Source organism: Leifsonia sp. KNZ13-11D (genome assembly GCF_056754895.1).
In genome coordinates, this window is sequence record NZ_JBPGWU010000001.1 from 3085563 (window position 1) to 3098296 (window position 12734).

Sequence of the window (12734 nt, forward strand, 5' to 3'; positions counted from 1 at the left end):
GCGCGGCTCCGCCCGGACGAGCCTGTGATGCCCAGCCTAGAATCGCTTCATGCCCGTGTCCGACCTGTCGTCCGTCGCGCAGGACTACCTGAAGATCATCTGGTCGGCGACCGAGTGGTCGGACGAGCCCGTCACCGTGAAGCAGCTGGCCGAGCGGATGGGCGTGCGCGCGGCCACCGTGTCCGACGGCATCCGCCGCCTCGGTGAGCAGGGACTCGTGGCGCACGAACGGTACGGCGGCGTGGAGCTCACCGAGGCGGGCCGGCGGCACGCCGTGGCCATGGTCCGCCGGCACCGGCTGATCGAGACGTTCCTGGTCGAGGAGCTCGGCTACGGCTGGGACGAAGTGCACGACGAGGCCGAGGTGCTGGAGCACGCGGTCTCCGACGAGCTGGTCGAGCGGCTGGACCGCCGGCTCGGCCGCCCCGCGCGCGACCCGCACGGCGACCCCATCCCGACGGCCGACGGCACCCCGCGACGCCCGGATGCGGTGCCGCTGCTCGACGCCGCCGCCGGCGCGCGGCTGACGGTCGTGCGCATCTCCGACGCGGACCCCGCCGTGCTGCGGTACCTCGGCGAGCGCGGCATCGGCCTCGACACCGCCCTGACGGTCGGCGAGCACCGGGCGTTCGCGGGCGACATCACGGTCGAGGTCGGCGGGGAGCAGGTCGTGCTAGGCGCGACCGCGGCGTCGGCCGTCTGGGTGGCGCCGCACCGGCGTCCGTAGCGCCGCCGACGCGACAGCCGCGGTTCGGAACGTCCGCTGCCGGTCGCGCAGCCGCACACGTCACACAGGGCAGCAGTCACCGCGCGGTGGCGGTCAGGCGCCCGCGATCGTCAGGCCGACCAGCAGCAGGTTCAGCAGCACGACGAGACCGGCGACCGCTCCGCCCAGGATGCGCACCCAGAGCCGGTCGGCCGACTCCCCCATCACGGCGCGCGAGCCGGTCAGCCGCAGCAGCGGGATCATCGCGAACGGGATACCGAGGCTCAGGAACACCTGCGACAGCACCAGCGCCCAGGTCGGGTCGGCCCCGAGGGCGAGGATGGCGACCGCGGGGACGAGCGTCGCGATCCGGCGGGCGAGCAGCGGGATGCGGAGCTTCAGGAGGCCGCCCATGATGGTCGCGCCCGCGTAGCTGCCGACCGAGGACGACGCGAGACCGGATGCGAGCAGCCCGACGGCGAAGATCACGCCGATCGCGGGCCCGAGCGCCGACGAGATGGCGTGGTAGGCGCCCTCGATGGTGTCGGTCCCGTCCACGCCGCCGAGGGCGGAGGCCGCCACCAGCAGCATCGCGATGTTCACCGCGCCCGCCAGCACCAGGGCGAGCACCACATCCACCCGCGTCGCGTGCAGCAGGGTCCGCACGCGTCCGGGGTCGCCAGGAGGGCCGTGCCGGTCGCGCGCCAGCGCCGAGTGGAGGTAGATGGCGTGCGGCATGACCGTCGCGCCCAGCATCCCGGCTGCGAGGAGCACGGTCTCGGCGCCGTCGAAGCGCGGGACCAGACCGCCGACGGCCGCGCCCCAGTCCACCGGGCTCACGAACAGTCCCGCGAGGAACCCGACAGCGATCACGCCGAGCAGCCCGAGGATGACCGCCTCGAACGGCCGCTGCCCGCGGCGCGACTGGATGGCGAGGATGCCGATGGCGACGACCCCGACGACGAGACCTCCGATCGGCAGCGGGAGCCCGAGGAGCAGGTTGAGGGCGATCGCACCTCCGATCACCTCCGCGATGTCGGTCGCCGCGGCCACCAGCTCGGCCTGCACCCAGTAGGCGCGGCGCGTACGCGTCCCGAGACGCTCCCCAGCAGCTCGGGGAGGCTGCGGCCGGTGACGATGCCGAGCTTCGCGGACTGGTACTGCACGAAGACCGCGATCGCGTTGGCGGCGACGAGCACCCACACCAGCAGGTAGCCGTACCGCGCGCCGGCCGTCAGGTTCGCGGCGACGTTGCCCGGATCGACGTAGGCGATCGCCGCGACGAACGCCGGACCGAGCAGCAGGAGGACGCGCGCGCCGATCGCCGGGCGCACCCGCGTCGCCGTCGCCTCACGTTCCCGGACCCGCGCCATCCTCGAAGACTACGCTAACGCGCACAAAAAAGTTAGCCTGGTCTAACTCGAAGTGCACGCCGGATGAGGAGGGCCTCAGGCGAGCAGGGTGCGCAGCGACACGATGCGCCCGTCGCGCACCTCGATGACGTCGATCCCGCGGGCGACCGGCTGCCCCTCCGGCCCGAACGTCCAGGCCAGCGCGCCGCTCGACGCCCCCAGGTAGACGGGGCCGGCCTCCGCGAAGGCGAACGACTCCGGCGCTCCGTCGAGCAGCCCAGCGGCCTTCGCCTCCAGCGCATCCCAGCCGGTCACAGCGCCCTCCGGGTCGGTGAACACCACATCCCCGGCGTAGACGCGCTCGAGGGCGGCGCGGCGCGAGGCGGCGTCCCGGTTGCCGAAGACTTCGTTCAGGTTGGCGGACAGCAGTTCTGTGGTCGTGGGCACGGGGTTCCTCTCGCCGGTGGATGGGCGCCCGGTGCGCCCGTGGATGCCTCTACTCCTCGAGCACGCTGCTCTCGGTCTGCTCGCGGTAGAGCCGCGAGTACACACCGCCGAGGTCGAGCAGCTCGCGGTGCGTGCCCTGCTCGACCACCTGCCCGTGGTCGATGACGAAGATGACGTCGGCGGACACGATCGTGGACAGCCGGTGAGCGATCGCGATCGTGGTGCGACCGCTGGACGCCGCATCCAGCGCCTGCTGCACGACCCGCTCCGAGATCGTGTCGAGCGCGCTCGTCGCCTCGTCGAGGATCAGCACCTCGGGATCCTTCAGCAGCACCCGGGCGATCGCGATGCGCTGCTTCTCGCCGCCGGAGAGGCGGTAGCCGCGCTCGCCCACGATGGTCCGGTAGCCGTCGGGGAACCCGGCGATCGTGTCGTGGATGTTCGCCTGCCGTGCGGCCTGCTCCAGCTCCTCGTCGGTCGCGTCCGGCCGCGCGTACCGCAGGTTCTCGGCGATCGTCGCGTGGAACAGGTAGGTCTCCTGGCTGACGACGCCGATGTGCGACACCAGCGACTCCTGCTGCAGGTCGCGCAGGTCCGTGTCGCCGAAGCGGATGCTGCCGCTGGTGGCGTCGTAGAACCGCGGGATCAGATAGGAGACCGTCGTCTTGCCCGCGCCGCTAGGGCCGACGAACGCCGCGAACTCGCCCGGCCGGATGACGAAGGAGACGTCGTCGAGCGTGTTGCGCTCGCCCTCGCGCGCGTCCGGGTAGCGGAAGACGACGTGGTCGAACTCGATCCGCCCGAGGTCGCGCGCCGGATCGACGGGCGCGGCGTCGGGCCGGTCGGCGATGGCCGGCTTCAGGTCGAGGTACTCGAAGATGCGGGCGAACAGCGCGCCGGAGGTCTGCAGGTCGAGCGCGACGCGCATCAGCGCGAGCAGCGGGAACAGCAGCCGCGCCTGCACCGTGGTGAAGGCGACGATGGTTCCGGCGGTGATGTCGGGCGCTCCGCCGAGGATGAGCCAGCCCGACACCAGGTAGACGATCGCCGGGATCGCCGAGAGGAAGACGTTGACCATGGCGAAGAACCACTGACCGCTCATCGCCTGCGACACCTGCAGCCGGATCTGGTTGCGGTTCTCGTCGGAGTAGCGCTCGACCTCGGCCGCCTGGCGGTTGAAGCTCTTCGAGAGCAGGATGCCGGATACGCTCAGCGTCTCCTGCGTGATCGCCGTCATGTCCGATAGCGACTCCTGCGTCTTCGTGGCGATGCGGGCGCGCACCTGCCCGACCCGGCGCTGCGCGATCACCAGGATGGGCATCAGCACGACGGCCACGATCGTCAGCTGCCAGTTCAGAAGCAGCATCGCGACCAGCGCGGCGATCACCGTGACGGTGTTGCCCAGGATGCTCGACATCGTGTTGGTGAGCACGCTCGCCACCCCGCCGACGTCGTTCTGCAGGCGCGACTGGATGATGCCCGTCTTGGTGTGTGTGAAGAAGCTGAGCTCCATCGCCTGCAGGTGCGAGAACAGGCGGACGCGGAGCGCCCCCATCACCTTGTTGCCCACCGACGCGGTGAGGTACGTCTGCCAGACGCCGAGCAGCGCCGACGCCACGTAGACGATCAGCATCAGCACGACGATCTCGACCAGCACCGGGAGGTCGGGCTTGCCGCCGGGCGGGAAGAGTCCCTGGTCGAAGGCCCGCTCCGTGAGCAGCGGCGGGACGACGGTCAGCGCCGCCCCGACGAGCACGAGGGCGATGGTGACGGCGATCGCCATGCGGTGCGGCGCGAACAGTTCGACGATGCGCCGGAACAGGTGCGGGATCTTCGGCGCACTGGCGTTCAGCGCCCGCTGCGCCTCCGCGTCGCCGCCGCTGATGCGCCCGCGGCCGCCGCCGCCTCCGGCCGCCGCCATGCCGCGCATCCCGCTCATGGATTCAGCGTAACCCTCCCGCAGGGGCCGCCCGACGTGACGCAACCGTGATGCAAGCGCTTGACGTAAACGCTTGCATGTCGCTGGAGGGTCGGGGTACGGTGAGGCCGGGCGCACCCGCGCCCGCACCAAGAGCTCAACGAGGAGTGAAATGAAAGCAGCACGTCTCTCCGTGATCGCCGGTGTGGCCCTGGTGGGTCTGACACTGGCCGGATGCACCGGTGGCGGCGGTTCGGGAAGCGGTGGCGGAGACGCCGGCGCCAACACCGACAGCAAGGGCCCGATCACCTACGTGCAGGGCAAGGACAACTCCAACGTCGTCCGTCCGCTGATCGAGAAGTGGAACGCCGCGCACCCGAACGAGAAGGTCACCTTCAAGGAGCAGACCGACCAGGCCGACCAGCAGCACGACGACCTCGTGCAGCACTTCCAGGCCAAGGACCCCAACTACGACGTCGTCGACGTCGACGTGGTGTGGACCGGCGAGTTCGCGGCCAAGGGCTGGCTCCAGCCTCTGACCGGCACGTTCAAGATGGACAACTCGTCCCTGCTGGCCCCGACCGTCAAGTCGGGAACCTACAACGGCACGCAGTACGCGGCGCCGCAGACCTCGGACGGCGGCATCCTGTACTACCGCAAGGACCTGGTCCCGACCCCGCCGAAGACGTGGGACGACATGATCAAGGACTGCGACATCGCCAAGGCGAAGGGCATCGGCTGCTACGCCGGTCAGTTCGCCCAGTACGAGGGCCTGACCGTGAACGTCGCCGAGGCGATCAACACCAACGGCGGCACGATCGTCGGTGACGACGGCAAGAAGGTCACCGTCGACAGCAGCGAGGCGAAGGCGGGACTGACCCGCCTGGTGGACGGCTTCAAGAACGGGCAGATCCCCGCCGAGGCCATCACCTACCAGGAGGAGCAGGGCCGGCAGGCGTTCGAGGCCGGCAAGCTGATGTTCCTGCGCAACTGGCCGTACGTGTACAACCTGGCCAAGACCGACGGCTCGTCGACGGTCAAGGACACCTTCGGGATCGCGCCGCTTCCGGGCGTCTCCGCGGACAAGCCGGGCGTCTCCAGCCTGGGCGGCCACAACGCGGCGATCAGCGTGTACTCGAAGCACAAGGCGACCGCGTTCGAGTTCCTGAAGTTCCTGCAGAGCGAAGAGACGCAGAAGTTCTTCGTGACCCAGGGCTCGCTCGCACCGGTGGTCGCGTCGCTGTACGACGACGCTTCGCTGAACAGCCAGCTGCCGTACCTGTCCACCCTGAAGACGTCGATCGAGAACGCGGTCCCGCGTCCCGTGTCGCCGTTCTACCCGGCCATCACCAAGGCCGTTCAGGACAACGCGTACGCAGCTCTGAAGGGCGACAAGTCGGTCGACCAGGCGCTGAAGGACATGTCCTCGGCGATCTCGACCGCCACTGCAGGCTGACCGAAGCCTGAAACGGTCGCCGGGCGGCGGGAACCACTCCCGCCGCCCGGCCCCACACCTCACTGAAGACTCCTCCGGAGGCACACATGTCAACGTCGAACGTCGTCGCCCCCCCATCCACGCAGACCGGGCGCGACGGGCAACGCCCCGCCCGCGCCGGCGTGAAGAAGAACCGCCGCCAGCAGAGCCGCTGGGCGTTCTATCTGATCATTCCCACCCTGATCCTCCTCGCCATCGTCATCGGCTACCCGGTCGTCAGCGCCATCGTCATGTCGTTCCAGAAGGACGCGGGCCTCGACCCGGCCACCGGCCTGTTCGTGCAGGGCGGGTTCGCCGGCTTCCAGAACTACGCCCACTGGCTGTTCCAGCAGTGCATGGGCCCGAACGGCACCACCATCAGCTGCCCGCCGGGAAACCTGGGCTCCACCTTCTGGAGCGCCGTCTTCGTCACCTTCTTCTTCACGGTGACAACGGTCATCCTCGAGACCCTCCTGGGCCTCTGGTTCGCGCTCATCATGAACCGCGCGTTCCGCGGCCGCGGATTCGTCCGCGCGGCGATCCTCATCCCGTGGGCCATCCCCACCGCGGTCACCGCCAAGCTGTGGTTCTTCATCTTCTCGGTCGCGGGTGTCGCCAACGCCGTCATCGGCGCTCACATCCTCTGGACCAGCGACGAGTGGGCCTCCCGGTTCGCGGTCATCATCGCCGACACCTGGAAGACGACGCCGTTCATGGCGCTGCTCATCCTCGCCGGCCTCCAGGTGATCCCCGAGGACGTCTACGAAGCGGCGAAGGTCGACGGCGCCGGCACCCTGCAGCGGTTCTGGCGCGTGACCCTCCCGCTGCTGAAGCCGGCGCTGATGGTCGCCATCCTGTTCCGCGTGCTCGACGCCCTCCGCATCTACGACCTGCCGCAGATCCTGACCGGAGGCGGTGGTGGAACAGGCCATGCCACCACGACCCTGTCGATCCTGGTCGTCGACCAGATCAGGCAGGGCTTCAACAGCGCAGCGGCCCTCTCGACCATCACGTTCATCATCATCTTCCTGATCGCGTTCATCTTCGTCCGACTGCTCGGCACGAACGTGGTCCGAACGCAGGAGACTCAGCAGAAGGGGGCGAAGTGATGACCGCCGTCGCCGGACAGGCAGCAGCGACCGCCGAGGCGGGCGCGCTCCCCGTACCCAGACCAAGAACCGCTCGAAGCGGCGCCGCCGCAACGCGAGCGCGCGCACGGGCATCCAGGCCATCGTCATCGTCGTCTGGTGCCTCCTGCCGTTCTACTGGATGGTCGTCACGTCGTTCCGCGAGGTCGGCTACACCAACGACAACACCCCGTGGTTCACCCACGTGACGCTCGACAACTATGTGACGGCCCTCTCGACCAAGCTCGGCAACAACCTGCCGGGCGCGCTGCTGAACTCGCTGTTCATCGGCGTCTGCGTCACGGCCATCTCGCTGATCGTCGGCATCTTCGCCTCCTACGCGCTGGCGCGCCTGGACTTCAAGTTCAAGGGCATCGTGCTCGGCATCATCCTGGCGGCCTCGATGTTCCCGGGCGTCGCGCTGATCACGCCGCTGTTCCAGCTGTTCACCAACATCGGCTGGATGGGCACCTACCAGGCTCTGATCATCCCGGAGATCTCGTTCGCGTTGCCGCTCACCGTGTACACGCTGAACTCCTTCTTCCGGGAGATGCCGTGGGATCTCGAGGAGGCCGCCCGGATCGACGGCTGCACCCAGGCGCAGGCGTTCCGCAAGGTGATCCTGCCGCTGGCGGCTCCCGCCGTGTTCACCACGGCGATCCTGGCGTTCATCTCGTCGTGGAACGAGTTCCTGATCTCCAGCCAGCTGTCCAGCGACGCGACCCAGCCCGTCACCGTGGCCATCGCCTCCTTCACCGGCAGCCAGCCGCACCAGGAGCCGTACACCGCGATCATGGCGGCCGGGACGATCGTCACGGTCCCGCTGATCATCCTGGTGCTGATCTTCCAGCGCCGGATCGTCGCGGGCCTGACCGCCGGTGGCGTGAAGGGCTGAGCTCATGCGGTTCAGCGACTCCCGGGAGATGGTCGACGTCGGCCTCGGCTTCGTCGGCTTCTTCGCCGTCGCGTTCCTGGGGATCACCGTCTTCTGCGAGCTGACCGGCGAGCCGGCGCTCGGGTGGGCGCTCACCCTGCTGGTCCTCGTGCTCGCCTTCATCGGCCTCCTGCAGCTGCGCCGCCGCATCCTGGCGCGGCGGCAGGAGGCCGAGGAGGCGCGACTGCGCGAGACCCAGGACAGCTGATCGGAGCGAGCCGATGCCCGGTATCGAGGAGGTCGCGCGCGCGACCGGGGTCTCGACGGCCACCGTCTCCCGCGCGCTGCGCGGTCTGCCGAACGTGTCGGACAAGACCCGCGCGGCCGTGCGCCGCGCCGCCGACGAGCTCGGGTACGTCGCGTCGTCGAGCGCGTCCGGGCTCGCCAGCGGCCGCACGCTCGCCATGGGCGTCGTCGTCCCGTCGGTGAGCCGGTGGTTCTACACGCAGGTGCTGGAGGGGGTGGATGCGGAGCTCCGGTCGGCGAGCTACGACATGATCCTGTTCAACCTCGGCGGCCACCGCGGCGACCGGGAACGGGTCTTCCACCGCAGCATCCTGCGAAAGCGCACGGACGCGCTCCTGGCGCTCTGTCTCGACTTCACCACCGAGGAGCGCGAGCAGCTGTCGACCCTCGGCCATCCGACCATCGTGGTCGGCGGCCCGGTGAAGGGCCTGCGCAGCGTCGGCATCGACGAGACGTCGACCGCATACACCGCCACCTCGCACCTCATCGCGCTCGGTCACACCGACATCGCCCACCTCGGCGGCGAGGACGAGGAGGGCCTCAACAGCCAGGTGCCGATCGGGCGCCTGCACGGCTTCAAGGACGCGATGCGCGACGCGGGCCTGCCGGTGCGGCCGGAGTGGGTCATCCCCGGCGGTTTCTCGCTGCCGGAGAGCCGCGCGGCGATGAACCGGCTGCTGGAGCAGCCCGGCCAGCGGCCGACGGCCGTGTTCGCGGGCTCCGACGAGATGGCGTTCGGCGCCATCCTGGCGGCCGGAGACCGCGGCCTCCGTGTTCCGGAGGACCTGTCGGTGATCGGGATCGACGACCACGACTACGCGGCGGGGTTCGGCCTCACCACGATGGCGCAGGATCCGTTCGAGCAGGGCGCGACGGCGGCGCGCATCCTGCTCGACGAGCTGGCGGGTGCGGAGCCGCGGACGACGTCCGTGCGCTCCCCCGTGAGCCTGGTGGTGCGTTCATCGACCGCACCGCCGCGCTGATGGCGCCCGCTCGCGCTGCTGTCTGAGAGAATGGAGGCGCGATCATCCAGTCGAGCGCGCCTTTCGGGTAGGCACGACCGACCGATGGGGTCGCCCGTCGGGCTTTCGGGGCCCGGATGACGGGAAGAGCCGCCCTGGCCAGGCCAGGGCGGCTCTTCGCGCTTCTGTGGGATCGTTCCCGCTCAGTCGGCGTCGTCAGTCGGCGTCGTCAGTCGGCGTCGGCGAGGGCGAGGACTTCGGCCTCCTGCCGCACGGACTCGTGGGGCGCATCCACACGCTTCAGGTGCTTGTGGCCGATCATGATCAGCGCGGCGGCGACGAGCACCGAGCCTGCTCCCGCGAAGAACGGCATGGCTGGGCCGACGGTGGCCGCGAGCAGGGTCGCCGCGGGCGGCGCGATGGCGCCGCCGAGGAACCGGACGCCCGAGTACGCGCTCGACGCGACCGACCGCGGCAGGTCCGTCGCCTCCATCACGCACTCGGTGAGCACCGTGTTCAGGATGCCGAGCAGCAGGCCGCCGCCGACCACGCAGACGATCAGCGCGACCAGCGACCGCACGAACAGCCCGGCGGCGAGCAGGTCGAGCGCCAGCAGCGGCATCACGAGCCACAGCACCCGCGTGCGCGGAAGGCGCGACGTGAGCAGCGGGGCGACCCACACCGAGGTGATCGCCAGGGCGACACCCCAGCCGAAGAAGATCAGGCCGAGGGTGATGGCGTCGTCGACGCCCAGCGGGACGAGCGCGAACGGCGTGTAGGCCAGCAGCACGAAGAAGCCGATGTTGTAGAACAGCGCGGCAGAGGCCAGGAAGCCGAGCGCCGGGCGTCCGAGCGCTCGGAAGGGCGCGGACAGCCGGGTGGGCTGCGGCTTCTCGGGGTTCTTCCTGAGCAGGGAGACGATCGCGATGAAGCCGATCGCCATCAGCGTCGCCGTTCCGAAGAACGGCCCGCGCCAGCTCCAGCTGCCGAGCAGGCCGCCGAGCAGAGGACCGATCGCGATCCCGAGTCCCAGCGCGGCCTCGTACAGGATGATCGCCGAGCTGGTGCCGCCCGAGGCGGCGCCGACGATGGTCGCGAGTGCGGTGGAGATGAAGAGCGCGTTGCCGAGGCCCCATCCGGCGCGGAACCCGATGATCGACTCGACGTTCTGCGAGAGCCCGGCGGCGAGCGCGAAGACCACGATCAGCGCCAGGCCGATGAGCAGGGTCTTCTTGGCGCCGATGCGGCTGGAGATCCAGCTGCTGAAGAACATCGCGACGCCGGTGATCAGCAGGTAGCTCGTGAAGAGCATCTCCGTCTCGGTCGGCGTGGCCTGCAGGCTCTTCGCGATCGCCGGGAGGATCGGGTCGACGAGGCCGATGCCCATGAAGGCGATGACGGAGGCGAAGGCCACGGCCCAGACGGCGGTGGGCTGTTTCAGGATGCTGGTGGGGCGTTCATGCGACATGGAGGTGTGTCGGCTCCTTGGGGTCGTGAGGTGGTGGGAGGAGGGCCGGTGGCTCAGCGGCTGCCGGCCAGGGCGGCGGAGGCGGCGGTCGAGAGGTCGGCGCGCGACCCGATGATCTGGACGGTGGACCGCATGGCTGCGAGCTCGTCGTCGCTGAGGTCGGAGAACATCGGAACGAGGGCGGCGGACAGCTCGTCGCGCCACTCCTGCAGCGCCTGCGCCCCCTTGTCGGTCACGGCGATCTGCCAGGCGCGCGCGTCGTCGGTGTCGGCGATGCGCTTGACCCACTCCGCGTCGACGAGGTTGCGGACGATCTTGGTCATGGTCGGCTGCGAGACGCGGCTCTGCGTGGCGAGTTCGCCGAGGCGCATGGGGCCGCTGCTCTGCAGGACGCTCAGCGTGCGCCAGGTGGCGGGGGACTCGGTGCTTCCGGTGACCCGGGCGGCGAGCCGGGTGAGACGGTGGGCGGCGACGACGAGGTCGCCGAGGATCTGGTGGAGTTCGGGGGTCTCGGGCATGAGAACAATTATATATAGCTCGCCTATGTTTATCAAGCGGCGGCAGCCACCGGATCGCTAGTGGGTGCGACGGGCGAGCACGTACCCCTGCGGCGACTTCTCGGGCGCCACGGGCTCGCGGATCAGCTGCGCGACCGTCTCGAACCCCGCATCCTGCAGCCGCTGCCGCACCCGCTCCGGGTCCTGCCGGCGGGTGCGCAGGTCGATGTCATGACCGTACGCGTGCGTCAGGTGCACGACGTCCTCCCCCACCTGGAACGCGAGCAGCAGCAGGCCGCCCGGCCGCAGCACGCGGGCGAACTCGCGGTACAGCTCCGGCTGGCGCTCATCCGGCGTGTGGATGACGGAATACCAGGCCAGCGCGCCCGCGAGCGCTCCGTCCGCGAACGGCAGCGCCGCCATCGACCCGACCTCGAACCGGATGCCGGGGTGCTCGCGCCGCGCGACCGCGACCATCGCCGGCGAGAGATCCAGCCCGACGACGTCCAGCCCCAGACCGGCGAGATGCCCGGCGATCCGACCCGGACCGCACCCCAGATCCCCCACCAGGCCGCCGCCGGCCGCCAGCACCTGCTCCGCGAACGCCCCGAGCATCGCCCGGTCGAACGTGCTGCCCGCGAGCTCGTCACGAAGCAGCTCGGCGTAGTCCTCGGCGACGGTGTCGTAGGCGACGCGCGTCTCGGTCACGTCAGCGGGCTCGGTCACGTCAGCGGGCTCTGGCGCATCAGCGGGCTCGGTCACGCGACCCATCGTAGGGCGTGGCACCGCCGCCGTTCGCGGCATCCGCGAGCTCTCGGACGAAGTCCGCCCAGCCGAGGCTGCCACGCGTGGCCGAGGCATCCGCGAGGTTGTCTCCCGCCCGGTAGGCCCGCCCGACCGCACCCGGAATCCGGATGGGGAGGCTGCTGCCCCTGTGCCGCCCGCCGTATCGGCGCACCAGCTCGGGCACATCCAGCACCTCCGGTCCGGCGAGGTCCGGGACCCGTCCGGCCGGCGACGACAACGACAGCTCGGCGAGGCGTGCGGCGACCTCCGCGCGGTGCACCGGCTCGAACCGCAGGCCGCGAGGTTCCGGAGTGACCGGAAGCCGGGACAGGGCGCGGATCATCGGGAGCAGGAACTCGTGGAGCTGGGACACCGCCAGGATGGTCCACCCGACGCCCGATGCGGCGACGACCCTCTCGGCCTCGGCCTTCGCCCGGAAGTAGCCGATCGGCATCCGCTCCGCGCCCACGACCGAGATGAGGAGCAGGTGCTCGACCCCGGAGCGGCGAGCCGCCTCCGCGACATTGCGGGCCGCCCGGTCGTCGCCTCTCGCCCCTCCGGCGAGGTGGAGCACCGTCTGCGCTCCCGCGAAGGCCTGGTCGAGCCCGCGACCCTCGACGGTGTCCGCACCCACCTGTGTGATCCGCGGCCCCCCGGCCGCCGCCTCCGGATGCCGGCTCAGCACCCGGACCTCACGCCCCGCGGCAGAGAGCAACGGGACCACACTGCGCCCGATCCTGCCGGTCCCCCCGGTCACCACGACGATGCCATCCATGTCGGTTCTCCTGTCGAGTGTCACACGGGCCGTCCGCGACCC

At 70.3% G+C, this 12734-nt stretch carries 11 protein-coding genes and 2 pseudogenes; 6 read left to right on the plus strand and 7 right to left on the minus strand.

What is annotated here, in order from left to right; genetic code table 11:
• Positions 1 to 49 precede the first annotated feature (49 nt).
• Positions 50 to 727, plus strand: a complete 678-nt coding sequence (locus tag ACR9Y5_RS15130; RefSeq protein ID WP_481298716.1) for a metal-dependent transcriptional regulator — start codon at positions 50 to 52, stop codon at positions 725 to 727.
• A 93-nt stretch (positions 728 to 820) separates the two neighbouring features.
• Here ACR9Y5_RS15130 and ACR9Y5_RS15135 read toward each other — a convergent pair.
• From ACR9Y5_RS15135 to ACR9Y5_RS15145, 3 genes and pseudogenes are all read right to left on the minus strand, one after another.
• Positions 821 to 2079 (minus strand): annotated as a pseudogene (locus ACR9Y5_RS15135) (Nramp family divalent metal transporter).
• Between the two features lie 75 nt (positions 2080 to 2154).
• Positions 2155 to 2505, minus strand: coding sequence for a nuclear transport factor 2 family protein (locus tag ACR9Y5_RS15140; protein ID WP_481298717.1), 351 nt, complete (start codon positions 2503 to 2505; stop codon positions 2155 to 2157).
• Between the two features lie 49 nt (positions 2506 to 2554).
• Complete coding sequence (locus tag ACR9Y5_RS15145; protein WP_481298718.1) at positions 2555 to 4444, minus strand: ABC transporter ATP-binding protein; 1890 nt, start codon at positions 4442 to 4444, stop codon at positions 2555 to 2557.
• Positions 4445 to 4595: 151 nt separating this feature from the next.
• Between ACR9Y5_RS15145 and ACR9Y5_RS15150 the strand changes: the two genes are divergently transcribed.
• The 5 genes and pseudogenes from ACR9Y5_RS15150 (at position 4596) to ACR9Y5_RS15170 (ending at position 9187) form a co-directional block, all read left to right on the plus strand.
• A complete protein-coding gene (locus tag ACR9Y5_RS15150) occupies positions 4596 to 5879 on the plus strand; it encodes an ABC transporter substrate-binding protein (protein WP_481298719.1) in 1284 nt (427 codons plus the stop codon).
• Positions 5880 to 5965: 86 nt separating this feature from the next.
• The gene (locus ACR9Y5_RS15155) at positions 5966 to 7006 is read left to right on the plus strand and encodes a carbohydrate ABC transporter permease (protein WP_481298720.1); all 1041 of its coding nucleotides are present in this window, start codon (positions 5966 to 5968) and stop codon (positions 7004 to 7006) included.
• Between the two features lie 94 nt (positions 7007 to 7100).
• Positions 7101 to 7919 (plus strand): annotated as a pseudogene (locus ACR9Y5_RS15160) (carbohydrate ABC transporter permease); the annotation flags it as partial.
• Between the two features lie 4 nt (positions 7920 to 7923).
• Positions 7924 to 8166, plus strand: a complete 243-nt coding sequence (locus tag ACR9Y5_RS15165) for a hypothetical protein (RefSeq protein ID WP_481298721.1) — start codon at positions 7924 to 7926, stop codon at positions 8164 to 8166.
• Between the two features lie 13 nt (positions 8167 to 8179).
• Positions 8180 to 9187, plus strand: coding sequence for a LacI family DNA-binding transcriptional regulator (locus ACR9Y5_RS15170; protein WP_481298722.1), 1008 nt, complete (start codon positions 8180 to 8182; stop codon positions 9185 to 9187).
• A gap of 208 nt (positions 9188 to 9395) precedes the next feature.
• Here ACR9Y5_RS15170 and ACR9Y5_RS15175 read toward each other — a convergent pair whose 3' ends face one another.
• The 4 genes from ACR9Y5_RS15175 to ACR9Y5_RS15190 are packed head-to-tail and all read right to left on the minus strand — an operon-like array spanning position 9396 to position 12692.
• The gene (locus ACR9Y5_RS15175; protein ID WP_481298723.1) at positions 9396 to 10634 is read right to left on the minus strand and encodes an MFS transporter; all 1239 of its coding nucleotides are present in this window, start codon (positions 10632 to 10634) and stop codon (positions 9396 to 9398) included.
• Between the two features lie 53 nt (positions 10635 to 10687).
• Positions 10688 to 11152, minus strand: a complete 465-nt coding sequence (locus ACR9Y5_RS15180) for a MarR family winged helix-turn-helix transcriptional regulator (protein WP_481298724.1) — start codon at positions 11150 to 11152, stop codon at positions 10688 to 10690.
• A gap of 57 nt (positions 11153 to 11209) precedes the next feature.
• A complete protein-coding gene (locus ACR9Y5_RS15185; protein ID WP_481298725.1) occupies positions 11210 to 11893 on the minus strand; it encodes a class I SAM-dependent DNA methyltransferase in 684 nt (227 codons plus the stop codon).
• A complete protein-coding gene (locus ACR9Y5_RS15190; protein WP_481298726.1) occupies positions 11877 to 12692 on the minus strand; it encodes an SDR family oxidoreductase in 816 nt (271 codons plus the stop codon). Before ACR9Y5_RS15190 ends, ACR9Y5_RS15185 begins: the two co-directional genes overlap by 17 nt.
• Between the last annotated feature and the right edge of the window lie 42 nt (positions 12693 to 12734).

What these genes read in the sequence shown, in the direction of transcription:
- ACR9Y5_RS15130 (WP_481298716.1), top strand. Translation starts at nt 50, where the DNA reads ATGCCCGTGTCCGACCTGTCGTCCGTCGCGCAGGACTACCTGAAGATC.
- ACR9Y5_RS15145 (WP_481298718.1), bottom strand. Translation starts at nt 4,444, where the DNA reads ATGAGCGGGATGCGCGGCATGGCGGCGGCCGGAGGCGGCGGCGGCCGC.
- ACR9Y5_RS15150 (WP_481298719.1), top strand. Translation starts at nt 4,596, where the DNA reads ATGAAAGCAGCACGTCTCTCCGTGATCGCCGGTGTGGCCCTGGTGGGT.
- ACR9Y5_RS15155 (WP_481298720.1), top strand. Translation starts at nt 5,966, where the DNA reads ATGTCAACGTCGAACGTCGTCGCCCCCCCATCCACGCAGACCGGGCGC.
- ACR9Y5_RS15165 (WP_481298721.1), top strand. Translation starts at nt 7,924, where the DNA reads ATGCGGTTCAGCGACTCCCGGGAGATGGTCGACGTCGGCCTCGGCTTC.
- ACR9Y5_RS15170 (WP_481298722.1), top strand. Translation starts at nt 8,180, where the DNA reads ATGCCCGGTATCGAGGAGGTCGCGCGCGCGACCGGGGTCTCGACGGCC.
- ACR9Y5_RS15175 (WP_481298723.1), bottom strand. Translation starts at nt 10,634, where the DNA reads ATGTCGCATGAACGCCCCACCAGCATCCTGAAACAGCCCACCGCCGTC.
- ACR9Y5_RS15180 (WP_481298724.1), bottom strand. Translation starts at nt 11,152, where the DNA reads ATGCCCGAGACCCCCGAACTCCACCAGATCCTCGGCGACCTCGTCGTC.
- ACR9Y5_RS15190 (WP_481298726.1), bottom strand. Translation starts at nt 12,692, where the DNA reads ATGGATGGCATCGTCGTGGTGACCGGGGGGACCGGCAGGATCGGGCGC.